The organism is Rhizobium pantanalense (genome assembly GCF_030182525.1).
Lineage (GTDB): Bacteria > Pseudomonadota > Alphaproteobacteria > Rhizobiales > Rhizobiaceae > Rhizobium.
Genome location: NZ_JAQJCH010000008.1, coordinates 162,869 through 177,235 on the forward strand (window position 1 = coordinate 162,869; position 14,367 = coordinate 177,235).

At 59.8% G+C, this 14,367-nt stretch carries 13 protein-coding genes; 10 read left to right on the forward strand and 3 right to left on the reverse strand.

The window, feature by feature from the left end; all coding sequences use genetic code 11:
• Window positions 1–9: 9 nt before the first annotated feature.
• Window positions 10–1,242, reverse strand: a complete 1,233-nt coding sequence (locus tag PH558_RS21100) for an ABC transporter substrate-binding protein (RefSeq protein ID WP_285206294.1) — start codon at window positions 1,240–1,242, stop codon at window positions 10–12.
• A gap of 59 nt (window positions 1,243–1,301) precedes the next feature.
• Window positions 1,302–2,255, reverse strand: a complete 954-nt coding sequence (locus PH558_RS21105; protein WP_285206295.1) for a sugar phosphate isomerase/epimerase family protein — start codon at window positions 2,253–2,255, stop codon at window positions 1,302–1,304.
• Between the two features lie 221 nt (window positions 2,256–2,476).
• Between PH558_RS21105 and PH558_RS21110 the strand changes: the two genes are divergently transcribed.
• On the forward strand, window positions 2,477–3,553 hold the full coding sequence (locus PH558_RS21110; protein WP_285206296.1) for a LacI family DNA-binding transcriptional regulator: 1,077 nt from the start codon (window positions 2,477–2,479) through the stop codon (window positions 3,551–3,553).
• On the opposite strand, the gene PH558_RS21115 is transcribed toward PH558_RS21110, so the two are convergent.
• Window positions 3,542–4,441, reverse strand: a complete 900-nt coding sequence (locus PH558_RS21115) for a helix-turn-helix domain-containing protein (RefSeq protein WP_285206297.1) — start codon at window positions 4,439–4,441, stop codon at window positions 3,542–3,544. The genes PH558_RS21110 and PH558_RS21115 overlap by 12 nt on opposite strands.
• Window positions 4,442–4,552: 111 nt before the next feature.
• Between PH558_RS21115 and melA the strand changes: the two genes are divergently transcribed.
• The 9 genes from melA to PH558_RS21160 all read left to right on the forward strand — a co-directional run bounded on the left by melA (window position 4,553) and on the right by PH558_RS21160 (window position 14,272).
• Entirely contained in the window at window positions 4,553–5,869 is a 1,317-nt protein-coding gene (gene melA / locus PH558_RS21120) for an alpha-glucosidase/alpha-galactosidase (RefSeq protein ID WP_285206298.1), read from the forward strand.
• A 187-nt stretch (window positions 5,870–6,056) separates the two neighbouring features.
• Entirely contained in the window at window positions 6,057–6,851 is a 795-nt protein-coding gene (locus PH558_RS21125) for a DeoR/GlpR family DNA-binding transcription regulator (RefSeq protein ID WP_095439007.1), read from the forward strand.
• Window positions 6,848–7,846: an N-acetylglucosamine kinase gene (locus PH558_RS21130; protein WP_285206299.1), complete on the forward strand. Its 999-nt coding sequence runs from the start codon at window positions 6,848–6,850 to the stop codon at window positions 7,844–7,846. Before PH558_RS21125 ends, PH558_RS21130 begins: the two co-directional genes overlap by 4 nt.
• Window positions 7,839–9,095: an ABC transporter substrate-binding protein gene (locus PH558_RS21135; protein WP_285206300.1), complete on the forward strand. Its 1,257-nt coding sequence runs from the start codon at window positions 7,839–7,841 to the stop codon at window positions 9,093–9,095. The genes PH558_RS21130 and PH558_RS21135 overlap by 8 nt, the downstream gene beginning before the upstream one ends.
• Window positions 9,092–10,009 (forward strand): carbohydrate ABC transporter permease, encoded by a 918-nt coding sequence (locus PH558_RS21140; RefSeq protein ID WP_285206301.1) that lies wholly within the window; start codon window positions 9,092–9,094, stop codon window positions 10,007–10,009. Before PH558_RS21135 ends, PH558_RS21140 begins: the two co-directional genes overlap by 4 nt.
• A complete protein-coding gene (locus PH558_RS21145; protein ID WP_095438757.1) occupies window positions 10,009–10,866 on the forward strand; it encodes a carbohydrate ABC transporter permease in 858 nt (285 codons plus the stop codon). Before PH558_RS21140 ends, PH558_RS21145 begins: the two co-directional genes overlap by 1 nt.
• A 12-nt stretch (window positions 10,867–10,878) precedes the next feature.
• The gene (locus tag PH558_RS21150) at window positions 10,879–11,832 is read left to right on the forward strand and encodes an SIS domain-containing protein (RefSeq protein WP_095438758.1); all 954 of its coding nucleotides are present in this window, start codon (window positions 10,879–10,881) and stop codon (window positions 11,830–11,832) included.
• Window positions 11,829–13,127 (forward strand): D-tagatose-bisphosphate aldolase, class II, non-catalytic subunit, encoded by a 1,299-nt coding sequence (locus tag PH558_RS21155; RefSeq protein ID WP_285206302.1) that lies wholly within the window; start codon window positions 11,829–11,831, stop codon window positions 13,125–13,127. Before PH558_RS21150 ends, PH558_RS21155 begins: the two co-directional genes overlap by 4 nt.
• An 80-nt stretch (window positions 13,128–13,207) precedes the next feature.
• Complete coding sequence (locus tag PH558_RS21160; protein ID WP_285206303.1) at window positions 13,208–14,272, forward strand: ABC transporter ATP-binding protein; 1,065 nt, start codon at window positions 13,208–13,210, stop codon at window positions 14,270–14,272.
• Window positions 14,273–14,367 lie beyond the last annotated feature (95 nt).

Genomic DNA, 14,367 nt, shown 5'->3' on the forward strand with positions numbered 1-14,367 from the left:
GCTGGAAGGCTATTCGAAGATCGCGAAGAATTTCTCCGCACCCGAGGCGCTGTCCTCGGACGGATTGCTCCAGAACTCGTCGACGAAGTCGTTGAGGGCGCCGGCCTGCTGCGGCGAAAGGATCAGAGCCTGATCCGGCACGATCTTGCCGGCGCTCATCAGCTCAAGGCCTTTTTGTGCACAGGTGTCGAGCTTGGACTTGTCGACATCGGTCCGCATCGGCACCGAGCCCTTCTTCAGCGAGAATTCGACCTGCACGGCCGGATCCATGGCGACCTCTGCAAGCAGGGTCTGACCCTTTTGCGCGGACGCATCAGCGATCTTCGGGAAAGAGAAGGAATCGGCGACATAAACCATACCCGGCGATTGCGGTACGAGCATGCAGCCATAATCCTTGCCTAGTTCCTTGCCGGCGGCAACGAATTCGCCCTTGGCCCAATCGCCCATGAATTGCACGCCGGCCTTTCCGGTGATGACCATGGCGGTCGCGTCGTTCCAGTTGCGGCCGGCGGCACCCTCGTCGACATAGGCGCGAAGCTTGCCGAGAATATCCAGCGTCTTCTTCACGCCCTCGACGGATGTATCGCCCTTGTCCTTGTTTGCATAGATCTTGAGGAAGCCGTCAATGCCGACCTGCGTCAGCAGGATCATGTTGAAGACCTTGGCCTCCTGCCAGGATTGGCCGCCCCAAGCGACAGGCTGAATGCCTGATGCCTTCAGTTTGTCGAGGGCTGCGAAGAATTCGTCCCAGCTCTTCGGCTCGCCGGTGAGGCCGGCCTTGGCGAAGGCATCCTTGGAATAGAATATCCAGCTCTCACCATGAGCGCCGGTCGGAGAGAGGTAGACCTTGCCGTTATAGGTGATGAGGTCGTAGATCGATTTTGGCAGCACATCGGCCCATTTGCCGGCTTTCGCCACATCGTCGATCGGATTCATAAGTCCCTGATTGACGAAATCGGCATTGGCAAGGCCGAGCACGGCCTGCTTGGCGGTCGGCGGGTCGCCGGCGACCAGACGGTTCTGGAAAGCGGCATCGGCCGCTCCGAAGCCGGCGATGGAAGAGTCTTTCCAGGCGCCGCCGCGCTTTTCGAACTCCTGTTTGACGACGCTGAGGGCCGCGGCTTCGCTGCCTGATGTCCAGGAGGTCATAACTTCGGCCTGCGGCTTGTCTTCCGCATGGGCAGGGATAGAGGCCGTAACGAGTGCGGCACCCATCAATAGCAATTTCACTGTATCTTTCATCGTTCCACCTCTTCAGGAAAGCCCTCTTGGCGGGGCTATTCGTTTTCGGATCGTTGGTATCAGCGATAAATCGGCAAGAGCGCCTGTCTGACCAGCGTCAGGCCGTTGGCGATATCGCCGACCGGATCGGGCGCTGCATCCAGCTCAAGGATGGCCCAGCCTTCATAGCCGCGGTCGCGCAGTAGCCTTGCCCAGCCCGGCCAGTCGACCCGGCCGAGACCGAAGCCACAGAAATAGGGGCGATGACGGTCATGGATATGCTCGTCGATAACAGTATCGGCTGGCATCGGGCCAAGCGCATCCTTCCAATGGGCGATGATGATGCGCTCATGGTGACGATCGACAAGCTGCAGCGGATCGGAGCCGGCAACGATGATATGCGCCGTATCCGGGCACATATGCACATAGGCGGGATCGGTCAGCAGCATTAGTAGATCGACATCGCGCGCTGCCGCGAAAATCGAATGTGCCTCGGTGTGGAGCGCGAGCCGCACACCCTTGGCGTAGAGAGCGGCGCCGAGGCGATTGAGGAAATCGGCAATCTTGCGCGCCTGCTCGAAATCGAAGAACCGCACCGGCTGAGCGCCGAGCGTTTGGCGAAGCGGCGCGCCGATGACCATGATATCGCTGCCGCACGCCTTGAGAAACTCGGCATATTTTTCCGCCTTGTCGATGATGGCGGCCTGGGCGGATGCCTCGGTGAAATCGCCGGAGGCTTCGAGTTCTGCGAAGAAGCCGCTCGCAAGCGTCAGCCCGCGGCTGGAAAGCTCGGCGGCAAACTTCTCGACCGAACCATAGGTCTTCGTCGCATCCTGCCAGTTGAAGGGCGAGAAGGTCAGCTCCACACCGGTGACGCCGGAGGCTTGCACGGCATCCAGTATCTTGTCCCAGAAAGCACGCGGCTCATTGCGCGAAAGCGCGATGATACCGTCATAATCCTCCACGCCCCAAAATCCGGGGTGGAAAAAAGTGACGAGATCGACACCAAAACGCAGCCGTTCCGTAGAGGTCATGAGATTATCCGTTCTTAAGGCACAGAAAATCGCTCGCGGAACCATGATCCGCGGCCAACAATCCATAATGATTTCAATGCACTGTGGTTGGCAAACGTTTGCCGTGCCTAGATAGTAGACAAGTCGTTTTTATATGCAAGCGATTTTTGGCAAACGTTTGCTAAACGACAGGGATTGCCGTAGCATCCCCGCGCAACAGGCATTGGGGAGGACGCCAAAAAGTGAAGAATAACAAGGATCTGCCGGCAGAAGAGCATTCCGGCCCTTTGATGGCGGATGTCGCTCGGCTGGCAGGCGTCGCGATATCCACGGTGAGCCGGGCACTCGCCAACCCCGGTCGCGTAAACGAGAAGACGCGCGCCAAGATCGATGCTGCTGCCAAGCAGCTCGGCTATACGCCCAATGCCATGGCGAGGGGGCTTCGTGTCGGTAAATCCAATGTGATTATGATCATTCTGCCGGGCTCGCTCTATTATGGTGTCTCGCAGGTCATTCCCTTGGTCTTGCAGGGGATAAACCGCTCGTTGAGCCAGAACGGCTATCATCTGATGATTGCCAACCTCGATCGCGACGAGGCTTCCGAGCGCCATATCCTCGATCTGGCTTTCGGCGGCACGGTGCGTGGTGCCATTATTCTCTCTTCGGATCTTCCGGTCGATGGCAGCCGCTCGTTTAAGGATTCGGCTCTGCCTGTCGTCTCGCTCCTGTACGATATGAGCCATGCCGCCCTGCCGAGCGTCGTGACCAATGATCGGCAGGCCGTCCGCGAGGCCACGGCCGAATTGCTTGCTCTCGGCCACCGGCGTTTTCTTTATCTTGCCGGTCCGGAGGGCAATTATCACGACAGGGAACGCTATCTGGGTGCCGTTGACGCGCTTGCCGCTGCGGGTCTGCCGGAGACGGCGATCGTCAGGTCCGGCGGCAGCCTCGACTATCAGCATGGTTTCCAGATCGGCGTCGCCGCGGCGGCGGAATTTGCCGATCTCATCTTGAAGCCGACGGCCGTCATTGCCACCAGCGACGACATGGCGATCTCCTTCATGAGCTGCGTTCAACGCATGGGTTGGAAAATTCCGACCGACCTTTCCATCGTGTCTTTCGACGGCGCTCCGGTCTGCGAATATTCGCTGCCGCCATTGTCGACCATCGAACAGCCGGTCGAGGAAATGGGGCAGATGGCGGTGAGCTTGCTGATGGAGCGGATCGATGCGCCGGATAAGGCAACGGCCCTGCGTCACGTCATCGAAAGCAAGCTCATTCGGCGCGAAAGCTTTGGTCCTGCGCCGTCAAATATTTAGGGACGGCATTGCATCGCTCTCATCGCCTTCATCCCGTCCGAGCGACGAGCGGAACAGTCTCGGCGTTGTTCCGGTCCGCCGTTTGAAGATGTCGTAGAACCGGCTGCTGGAGCCGAAGCCGCAATCATAGGCGATCTGCAGGACCGGGCTGTTGGTTTCGGCGAGCTGCTGCATCGCTCGGGCCAGGCGATAACGCGTCAGATATTCGTTGACCGAGATGCCCAATACGCTGTGAAAGATCTTGTTGGCCGTGCTGGGATGAATGCCGGCGAGCTCCGCCAACATCGGCAGGCTTACCGATTCGCAATAGCGGGTATGGATAAGGTCGGTCAATGTTTCGGTGCGCTGCACGGCAATACTGGCGGCCGGTGCCGAGCGCCGTCGGGCGAAGTCATGATTGTCGTCGGGAGCGTCGAGAACGAAACGCCGTATTCTGAGCTTGACTTCGTCGAGGATCAGCCGACGCCGAGCCATGTCGCCGTGCTCCCAGTCGGCCACCCATTGCGGCAGGAGCACTGCGTCGGCGGGGTAGGGGCGGCTATCGGCCGAAAACCGTCCCTGCATGATCGACTGCCGCACGTCACGCTCGATCGGCAAACTCAGGAAGTCGACGAGCGGAAGATAGATGCAGATGAGTGGAGCATTGGGGGTGACCGCAATCGTCCTGTGCGGAATGGCGGCCCAGAATAGCACCAGTCGCCCCGCTTCCACCTGCTCCTGCCTTCCGTTGAAAATATAGGTCATCTGCCCTTCCATGAGGAAGTTCAGCTCGACATGGTCGTGCCAATGCGCAGCGCTCATGGCATTGGCGATGTGCCGCTCGATCAGAAAGCCGCCGGCGGATGTGATGAGAGCTTCGCGCTCGACTGAATTGCTGGGTTTCGGCATGGGGCCCTATCTTGTGGCGCGGATCCGGGAATAATTTCATTGATAGCAGGAAGAAATTCCGAATTGAAAGAGGCATTGAGGTTCAAAGCCATTCCATGCGGAGATCCCTTCATGCCAAAGATCTGCCTAATCGGTGCCGGCAGCACCGTCTTTGCCCAGAATATTCTAGGCGACGTCCTTTCCAGTCAGAGCGGTGGCGATTACGCCATCAGCCTTTTCGACATCGATCCGGAGCGCCTGAAAACATCCGAAATCGTTGCCCGCCGGCTCTGCGAGACGCTTCGCCTCGACAAGGTGCGCATCGAGGCGACGCTTGATCGCCGGCAAGCGCTGAAAGGTTCGGATTTCGTCATCCTGATGATGCAGGTCGGAGGCTACAAGCCGGCCACCGTGACTGATTTTGAAATCCCGAAACGGCATGGCCTCCGGCAGACCATCGCTGATACGCTCGGGATCGGCGGCATCTTCCGTGGGCTTCGCACCATTCCCGTTCTCGAAGAAATCTGCCGTGATATGGAAGAGATGTGCCCCAACGCCCTGCTGATGCAATACGTCAACCCGATGGCGATCAATTGCTGGGCGATCAAGGAGATTGCGCCCAACATCCGCACCGTCGGGCTTTGCCACAGTGTGCAGCATACGGCAGCCCATCTTACCGATTGCCTTGGCGAAGACGTCGCCGATATCAATTATCTCTCGGCCGGCATCAACCATGTCGCCTTCTTTCTCAAATATGAAAAACTGCATGCGGACGGCAGCCGCGAGGATCTCTATCCGCGCCTGCGCGCCCTAGCCAAGGAAGGCCAGGTCCCCTCGGATGATCGGGTGCGTTTCGACGTTTTGAAACGGCTCGGTCACTTCGTCACGGAATCGAGCGAGCATTTTTCGGAATATACGTCCTGGTACATCAAGGAAGGCCGTAGCGATCTGATCGAGCGACTCAATATTCCCCTGGATGAATATATCCGCCGCTGCGAGGTCCAGATTGCCGAGTGGCACGAGTTGCGCCGCGACCTTGAAGGCGGCAAGCCGATCGATGTCTGCCGGAGCAATGAATATGCGGCCGGTATCATTCACGCGGCAGTCACCGGCCGGCCCGCGCTGATCTACGGAAATGTCCCGAACAACGGACTGATCCAAAATCTGCCGAACGAATGCATTGTCGAAGTTCCATGCCATGTCGATCACAACGGCATTCAGCCCATGCGCATCGGGCGGATACCTTCGCAGCTCGCCGCCGTAATGAACTTGAGTATTTCCGTGCAGGAGCTGACGGTCGAGGCGGCACTGACGAAGAAACGGGATCGCATTTATCAGGCGGCTCTGCTCGATCCGCATACCGCAGCGGAGCTGTCACCCGATCAAATATGGACGCTTGTTGACGATATGATTGAGCAGCACGGCAATCTTTTGCCCGCCTACCACTAGCCCACCACGTCTTGAGCAACTGTAATTGATGAGCGCGGTCTCTTCGAGAGAAGAGGCCGCGCGTTTGCATTTTAGGTTCAAGACGAATCGGAAATTAGATCAAAAAAAATCAGAATTATGATTGACATTGATCTTATTGAGTGGAAACTTGAGCGAAATAGAAGCCTTCATGGGACAGGAGTTTTCGTTGAGCCAAGCTGGAGGAGTGAAAGTCGATCGTCTCGACGCTATTCGCAGCCATCTGTATGCGAATGGATTTTCGACCATTCAGGCGCTCGCGGATGCCATCGGTGCTTCCTTGGCAACGGTGCGCAGGGACTTGCAGGTTCTCGAGCGGGAAGGCGCCATCGACCGCGTGCATGGCGGCGCCCGGATCGCCGAGGGATCGTCAGTGGAGCTTGCCTTTCAGGAGCGGGCCAAGCGGCATCTGTCGGCCAAGCGCGCGATCGCAACGGCTGCCTACGATTTGCTGGCGCCGCGCACGGCCATTTTTCTCGATGCTGGTACGACGGTTCTGCAACTGGCACGGCTCATCCGTCTGAACCCGATGCCGCTTCGTATCTTCACCAATGGCCTGACGGTGGCGCAGGAATTCCTCAACATCCCCAATCTAGAAGTCGTCTTGCTCGGTGGCCAGCTTCGCAGTGAAAATGCTTCGCTCGTCGGGCCGCAGGCCGAAGCGATGCTTGAGAGCATCTGGTTCGATCAACTCTTCCTCGGCGCAAGCGCCATCAGTCCGGATGGCGCGATCTATAGTGTCGACAGCGCCGAAGCGAGCCTCAACAGATGCATGCTCAGCCGGTCGGCGCACCGCTTCGTGCTCGCCGATTCCTCGAAGTTCGGCACGATGGCGACCTATAAGGTCGCCCCCTTGAGTGCAGCGAAGGTGATTACCGATGCGGGCCTTTCCGCGCATTGGCGCGGCGAGCTCGTCAATCTCGGCGTCGAGACGACGATCGCGGATCTCGGAGCGCCGGAATGAGCGACGACCTGATCCTCGGTGTCGATGGCGGCGGCAGCAAGGTGCTGGCGGCACTTGCCGACAGAGCAGGCAACGTGCTGCTTATGTCGCGTAGCGGCGGCGTCAACCCGATGGACAATCCGAACTGGCGGCGCGAACTGGATCTTGCCCTGCGTCCCTTCCTGGAGCGGGAGCAGCCGGCGGCCGTCGCCGCCGCGCTGCCGGCCTATGGCGAAGTGGCGCGCCTGTCGGAACAGCAGCGCGAGGCGATCGAGAGCAGCTTCCCCAAGGCGAAGCGGCATATTCTCAACGATGTCGATGCGGCTCATCTCGGCGCTTTCGCCGGAAAGCCTGGTATTCTGATCCTATCCGGCACGGGTTCGATGGCTTGGGCACGCAATAGCGCCGACGCATCTGCGCGCGTCGGCGGATGGGGCGACGTCATCGGCGACGAGGGCAGCAGCTATTGGATCGGGCGGGCAGCTCTCAGCCTCGTCAGCCAGAGCCTCGACGGGCGGGCACGTCCGACCGCGCTGGCGAAGGCCATGTTCGAATTCCTGAACCTCGACAGCATCGACCCGGTCAATGCGCTGGGAGGTTGGGTGAGCGAACTCAAAAACCCTCGCGCCGAGATCGCTGCCCTATCGATTCTCGTCGATCGCGTTGCGCGCTCTGGTGACCGAGCAGCGAAACAACTGATCGAACAGGCCGCATCCGAACTGGCAAAGCATGTTGAAGCCATAGCGCCGCATTGCGATCCGGCGGCAGACTGGACCTATGCCGGCGGAACATTTGCAAGCCGCGCCCTGCTTGCCGCGCTCGAGCGGCACATCGGCCGTCCAGCCGTGAGCCCGAAGCTTCCTCCCATCGGCGGCGCCCTTCTGGCGGCCGCCTGTTTTCTCGACTGGCCGGTGGATGACGGCTGGATCACGCAAATCGCCGCGACGGCAAAGACCGCAGCGGTGCATTCAGGTGAAGCAGACCTCAATAACAAGGAAAGAAGGGAACATGCGTAAATTTACTTTGCCATTCGTCGCTTTGGCGGCGCTCGTTGCCGCCGTTCCGGCTCTCGCTCAGGATGCGAAACCGCTTGCCGGACAATCGATTACGGTGCTGATGCCTTCGCCGCAGGCACCGAACATTCCCGGCGACTTCGAAGCCGAGACCGGCATTCACGTCAATATGCAGACACTCTCTTGGGACGATATCCGCCCGAAGCTCGTCACCTCGCTGATCGCAGGCACAGCACCGGCCGATGTCACCGAGTTCGACTGGTCGTGGACGGGCCAGTTCAGCGCCGCGGACTGGTATCTGCCGCTCAACGACGTGATCGACGCCGATACGGTCGAGGATATCAGTGTCTCCAAGATCTTCACGGTCAACGGCAATCTGCTCGGCGTGCCCTATACCAACGACTTCCGCGTCATGCTGATCAACAAGAAGCATTTCGCCGACGCGGGCATCACGACAATGCCGAGGACACTCGACGAGCTTGTAGCCGCCGCCAAGCAGATCAAGGAAAAAAAGATCGCGACCTATCCGATCGGCCTGCCGCTTTCGGCGACCGAAGGTGCATCGACGAGCTGGTATCTGCTGACGAAAGCCTTTGGCGGCGAACTGTTCGACAAGGATTTCAAGCCGCTCTTCGTCTCGAAGGATTCCGCCGGCTACAAGGCGCTGGCCTTTGAATTGATGCTGCTGAAGGAAGGTCTCGTCGATCCCGCCTCCACCGGCCTCAAGGACAGCCAGATTAATGAGAGCATGTTTGCCCAGGGTGTGACCAGCATCATGATCTCAGGCGAGCCGGGCAGGATCGGTCAGATGAACGATCCCAAGCAGTCGAAAGTGGCAGGTCAGATCGAGGCGATCCTGGTGCCGACAGCAAGCGGCGAGACCCGCAGCTTCGGCCTTCCCGAAGCGCTCGCAATCCCCCGCGTTTCGCAGAACAGGGAAGCCGCCATCGCCTTCATCAAATGGTTCACGAGCAAGGACTTCCAGAAGAAGAACGCGGCCAATGGCGCATTGCCGACCCGCACATCGGCGCTTTCCGAACTCAATGCCGCCGGCCAATTGCTGAGCGGTGATACGCTGGTCGCGCAATCGAAGACGGTCGAGCCGCTGTTTCCGCAGGGCACGCCCCCCTGGTATCCGGAATTTTCGAGTGCAGTAAATACGGCCATCAATAGTGCGGCGAAGGGCCAGGTCACCGTCGACCAGGCCATGCAGAACATCGCCGACGCGGCAAAGCAGGCCATGTCGCAATGACCATTGCAATCTCTGCCGGTGGCAGGAGCAGGCGCGGTGCCGGCGTGAAAGCCGACACCATGCTGGGCATACTGCTTGTTTCGCCGATCCTGATCACGATGGCGGCCCTGGTTTTCTATCCGATCGGAAGAACGGTGTGGGACAGCCTGCACAGGGTCAATCCGATGCAGGCGGGAGCGCCCTTCGTCGGGCTGGAGAACTACACTCGCATGTTCTCCGATGCCGCGCTTGGCACGACGTGGATCAACACGTTTCTGTATGTCGTGCTTGCGGTTGTCGCCGAAACGGTGTTCGGCGTGCTTGCCGCCGCTCTTATCAATCAGGTCAAGGTCGGCCGGCAATGGCTGCTCGCAGCTGTCGTCCTGCCCTGGGCGCTGCCCGGTGTCGTCAACGCGGTGATCTGGCTCTGGATCTACCAGCCCGGTGCGGGATTGCTGAACGGCATTCTTTCGGCCGTAGGGTTGCCGTTCGAAAACCACGTCTGGTTCAACGATCGCACCAGCGCCATCATCGCAGTCACGGTGGTTCACGTCTGGCGCATGATGCCCCTGACCGTCGTTATCGTGCTGGCCGCTATGCAGAGCATTCCCGCTCATCTCTATGAGGCCGCGCGCATCGATGGCGCAACGCGCACACAAATGTTCGCCCTTGTTACGCTTCCGCTGGTGCGCAGTGCCATTGCCGTTGCCATGACCAACGCGACCGTCAATGCATTCAACCTCTTCGATGAGGCCTGGGTCTTGGCGGGTTCCAGCCTCGAGACGCGACCGGTTCTCGTCCAGATCTATCTCGAGACCTTCCAGAACCTGCGTTTCTCTTACGGCATGGCCTTGTCTCTCGTGATCACGTTGGTCTCGCTGCTGGTTTCGCTCGTCTATGTCCTGCGGGTCTATCGCAACACCAGGTTTGATTGATGAAACAGAGCCTTTCCTATCGTTTGCTGATCTGGGCCGGTGTCGCGGTTCTCCTGATCTGGTCGCTCGGGCCGATCTACTGGACGCTTGCAAGCTCCATCACTCCGACCGAGGACTTTTCGGCTAGACCCATCCATTTTTTCCCGCAGCATTTCACGCTGGACCATTTCTCGCGCCTCTTCGGCATCGATATTGCCAGGATCGGCGGAGTTCAGGTCTGGTCGCAGTTTCGCGCTGCACTGATCAACAGTATCGTAACTTCGGTGGCTGCAACACTTCTTTGCGTGGCTATCTCTGCGCTCGGCGCCTATGCCTTCACGCGGATCCAGTTTCCAGGCCGGGGCTTTCTGTTTGCCGCTGTCGTCGCGACTCTCGCAATCCCTGGTTATGCGGTGCTCATTCCGCTTTATCGGATCATGATCAGCCTGCATTTGGTCGATACTTATGTGGGCGTGGCGTTGATCTATGTCTCGGCCTATCTGCCTTTGTCCCTGTGGTTGCTGCGAAGCGTCTTCGAGGCACTGCCGATCGCGCTTGAAGAGGCGGCACAGCTCGATGGCGCCGGCAGGCTCTACATCTTCTTCAACATTGTCCTGCCGCTTGCCGGTCCCGGCCTGACGGCGGCAGCCATCCTGACCTTTCTTGGCGCATGGGGGCAGTATCTCGTCCCGCTCATCTTCTCGCCGCAGGCGACGAAGCCCCTGACGGTGCTGATCCCCGAATTCGTCACCAAGAACTTCATCGACTATGGGCTGATCACGGCAAGCGGATCGATTGCCATCATCATTCCCGCCCTGGTCGTCATCTTTCTCAATCGATACCTCGTCAGCGGTCTGCTGGCCGGATCGGTCAAGTAAATCGGAGCTGATATGAATACGACGGAAAAGGTGATCTTCGAACAATTCCCTTATTGGGAAAAGGCGATTGGACCGGTCTCCGCCCCGCATGATGCCGAACTGACGGTTTTTCTGGGCTGCGGCACATCCTATAATCTCGCTTTGTCGCTTGCGGCTCACGCCAATCTTGCCGGCTATCCGGCGATTGCCGCGCCGGGTGCGGAATGGCTGAACCGGCCGGCCGGCTTCTGGCCGCGCTGGCAGAAGGTCCATCTGGTGGCCCTTTCGCGCAGCGGCGAAACGACGGAAACCGTTGCTGCCGCCAAGGCAAGCCGCAAAGCCGGCGTTTTCGTCACCGCCATAACGGTCGAGCCCGAAAGCTCGCTTGCTAGGAATTGCGACCGGCTGATCAAAGCGGCGACCCACGGCGACGAAGGCATCGTCATGACGGTTTCGGCGAGCCTGATGCTGCTTCTGGGCATGCAGATGGTCGGCATGGAGATTCCGCGATCGATCGCCCAATCCGCACGCCGTCTGGTCGATCAGCTCGATGCGGCTCTTCCGCAAATCATCGAAGGTCGCTCGCATTTCGTTTTTCTCGGCAGCGGACAGCTCTACGGTATTGCATTGGAAGGTGCCTTGAAGCTGATGGAGATGAGCCAGATCATCACGCAGGGCTTTCATCCCCTGGAATACCGGCACGGACCGATCAGTCTCGTCGATGGCAACACGGCGGTCGTCATGCTCTACAGTGCCGATCAAAAGGCTGCGGAAGTGTTGCTGGTCGAGGAGCTACGGCAAAAGGGTGCGGCCGTCATCGGCTTTGGCGGCCCAGGCGATCTGGAACTCGTTGTCGATTGCGATCCGGCACTCGCGGGCCTCTGCGCGCTGCCCGCTCTGCAGATCCTCGGCGAACGTGCAGCGCAGTCGAAGGGTGTCGATACGGTATCGCCTCGTCATCTGACCAAGGTCGTGATGCTCGGATGAACGCCTTCGTCGAACACAATCGTGGCATTGCGCTGAAGAAGCTTCTCGGCGATCGCGTCAGGGCGCTGCCGCGCGGGATCACATCGGTCTGCTCCGCGCATCCGCTCGTTATCGAGGCGGCACTGAGGCGTGCGGCCTTAGATGAGGCGGTCGCGCTGATCGAGGCGACCTGCAATCAGGTCAATCAGGATGGTGGCTATACCGGTATGACGCCACGCGACTTCCGCCGTTTCGTCGAAGACACGGCCGCCGCAGCCGGCTTTCCTGTCGACCGCATCATCCTTGGCGGCGACCATCTTGGGCCGAACCCGTGGAGGAAGCTGCCCGCAGAGGAAGCGATGGCGAAGGCCGAGGCGTTGATTGCGGCCTATGTCGAAGCAGGTTTCGAAAAGATCCATCTCGATACATCGATGGGTTGCGCCGGCGAGCCGGTGGCCTTGGCCGACGAGCTAACGGCGGAGCGTGCTGCGCGGCTTGCCCGCGTGGCGGAAGAGGCCGCTCTTCGCTCCGGCCTCCGACCACCCGTCTATATTATCGGAACCGAGGTTCCGCCGCCGGGCGGCGCCACCCATGCCCTCGACGAGCTCGAGGTGACGCGACCCGAGGCGGCGATAAACACGCTGGCAGTGCATCGTGCCGCCTTCGCCCAGGCCGGTGTCGAAAGCGCTCTGGAGCGGGTGATCGCCATCGTCGTCCAGCCCGGCGTCGAGTTCGGCAATGCCAATGTCGCCCTTTACAGGCCAGATCGTGCGGATGGCTTGGTTGGCGCTCTCGACCAAATGCCCGGCCTGCTCTTCGAGGCGCATTCCACGGACTATCAGCCTGGGGACGCGCTCGCCGCCCTCGTGGAGGGCGGCTTCGCGATCCTCAAGGTCGGGCCAGGCCTGACCTTTGCTCTGCGCGAGGCGCTCTATGGCCTCGATGCCATCGCGTCGGTTCTCGCCGGAAGGGCTCTGCCCGATGAGCTCTATGCGACGATGGAGGCCGTCATGCTCGAAAGTCCGGATCACTGGAATTCCCATTATGGCGGCTCGGCCGGAGAACAGCGCTTGCAGCGCCATTTCAGCTATAGCGATCGCATCCGCTATTATTGGCCGAACGAGAATGCCGCCGCAGCGGTCGAGACCCTGCTCACGCGCTTCGAGAGCGATATTCCGGAAACGCTCATCAGCCAGTATCTCGGCCGGGTCTATCCGGCAGTGGTCGCAAGGAAGGTTCCGCCTCGGGCGCGCGATCTCTGCATCGCGGCGATCGACGCGGCCCTGGAACCCTATTCCGCGGCCACGATCGCATAGGTCGCCTTGGCGCGCTTCCCGGCCCCGGTGGTCGGCAAGGGTTGGCGATTAGACACACGCTTTTCTAACTGGAGATCATAATGGCATCGGTCAGCGTGACGAGTGTCCGCAAGAGCTACGGTCACTTCGAAGTTCTGCATGGAGTGGATATCGATATCGAAGACGGCGAATTCGTCATTCTCGTTGGCCCTTCGGGCTGCGGAAAATCGACGCTTCTCCGCATGATTGCCGGACTGGAGGAGATCAGTGGCGGTGACGTCGCGATCGGCGGCCGCGTGGTCAACGACGTCGAACCTAAGAGTCGTGACATCGCCATGGTATTCCAATCCTACGCGCTCTATCCGCATATGACCGTCGAGGCGAATATGGGCTTTTCGCTTCGGCTGGCCAAGGCGCCGAAGGAAGAGATTCGGCAGCGCGTGCGCGATGCGGCGCAGATCCTCGGCCTGGAAAACCTGCTCGACCGCTATCCGCGCAATCTGTCAGGCGGCCAGCGCCAACGCGTTGCCATGGGCCGCGCGATCGTACGTCAGCCGCAGGTATTTCTCTTTGACGAACCGCTGTCCAATCTGGACGCCAAACTGCGCGTGCAGATGCGCTCGGAAATCAAGCAGCTGCACCAACGTTTGCGTACGACCACGATCTACGTCACCCATGATCAGATCGAAGCTATGACAATGGCGGACCGGATCGTCGTCATGCGCGACGGTTATGTCGAGCAGATCGGTTCGCCTCTGGAACTGTACGACCGGCCCGCCAACCTTTTTGTCGCCGGTTTCATCGGTTCCCCGGGAATGAATCTCATCCGCGGCAAGATCAGCAGTACTGGCCCGCTGGAATTCATCGCCGATGGCGGAGCGCGCCTTCCGTTGCCCGCAGGGCTCGACGTCACGCGCGGCGCGGAGATTATCTACGGCATACGGCCGGAAAACATTGCTATAGGCGAGGGCGACATTGATGCCGAAGTCGTCGTGGTGGAGCCGACCGGAGCAGAGACTCTGATCGTTTCTCGTATTGGGTCCGACGATCTTGTCATAGCGTTGCGCGAGCGAGTCGCCACCCCGGCCGGCGGCCGTCTTTCGTTGATACCTGATCTTGGAAGGCTGCATCTTTTCGACGCGGCGACCGGCCGGCGGCTGGAGTAAGCTCATTCGCCATTGCTCGCCGCCACCAGCCTCAAAGTCGGTTTGCGTCGCAGCATCTGAGGGCAGGCGACCCGATCGTAGCGAGAAGAGCTTGG

What these genes read in the sequence shown, in the direction of transcription:
- PH558_RS21100 (WP_285206294.1), bottom strand. Translation starts at nt 1,242, where the DNA reads ATGAAAGATACAGTGAAATTGCTATTGATGGGTGCCGCACTCGTTACG.
- PH558_RS21105 (WP_285206295.1), bottom strand. Translation starts at nt 2,255, where the DNA reads ATGACCTCTACGGAACGGCTGCGTTTTGGTGTCGATCTCGTCACTTTT.
- PH558_RS21115 (WP_285206297.1), bottom strand. Translation starts at nt 4,441, where the DNA reads ATGCCGAAACCCAGCAATTCAGTCGAGCGCGAAGCTCTCATCACATCC.
- melA (WP_285206298.1), top strand. Translation starts at nt 4,553, where the DNA reads ATGCCAAAGATCTGCCTAATCGGTGCCGGCAGCACCGTCTTTGCCCAG.
- PH558_RS21130 (WP_285206299.1), top strand. Translation starts at nt 6,848, where the DNA reads ATGAGCGACGACCTGATCCTCGGTGTCGATGGCGGCGGCAGCAAGGTG.
- PH558_RS21135 (WP_285206300.1), top strand. Translation starts at nt 7,839, where the DNA reads ATGCGTAAATTTACTTTGCCATTCGTCGCTTTGGCGGCGCTCGTTGCC.
- PH558_RS21140 (WP_285206301.1), top strand. Translation starts at nt 9,092, where the DNA reads ATGACCATTGCAATCTCTGCCGGTGGCAGGAGCAGGCGCGGTGCCGGC.
- PH558_RS21145 (WP_095438757.1), top strand. Translation starts at nt 10,009, where the DNA reads ATGAAACAGAGCCTTTCCTATCGTTTGCTGATCTGGGCCGGTGTCGCG.
- PH558_RS21150 (WP_095438758.1), top strand. Translation starts at nt 10,879, where the DNA reads ATGAATACGACGGAAAAGGTGATCTTCGAACAATTCCCTTATTGGGAA.
- PH558_RS21155 (WP_285206302.1), top strand. Translation starts at nt 11,829, where the DNA reads ATGAACGCCTTCGTCGAACACAATCGTGGCATTGCGCTGAAGAAGCTT.
- PH558_RS21160 (WP_285206303.1), top strand. Translation starts at nt 13,208, where the DNA reads ATGGCATCGGTCAGCGTGACGAGTGTCCGCAAGAGCTACGGTCACTTC.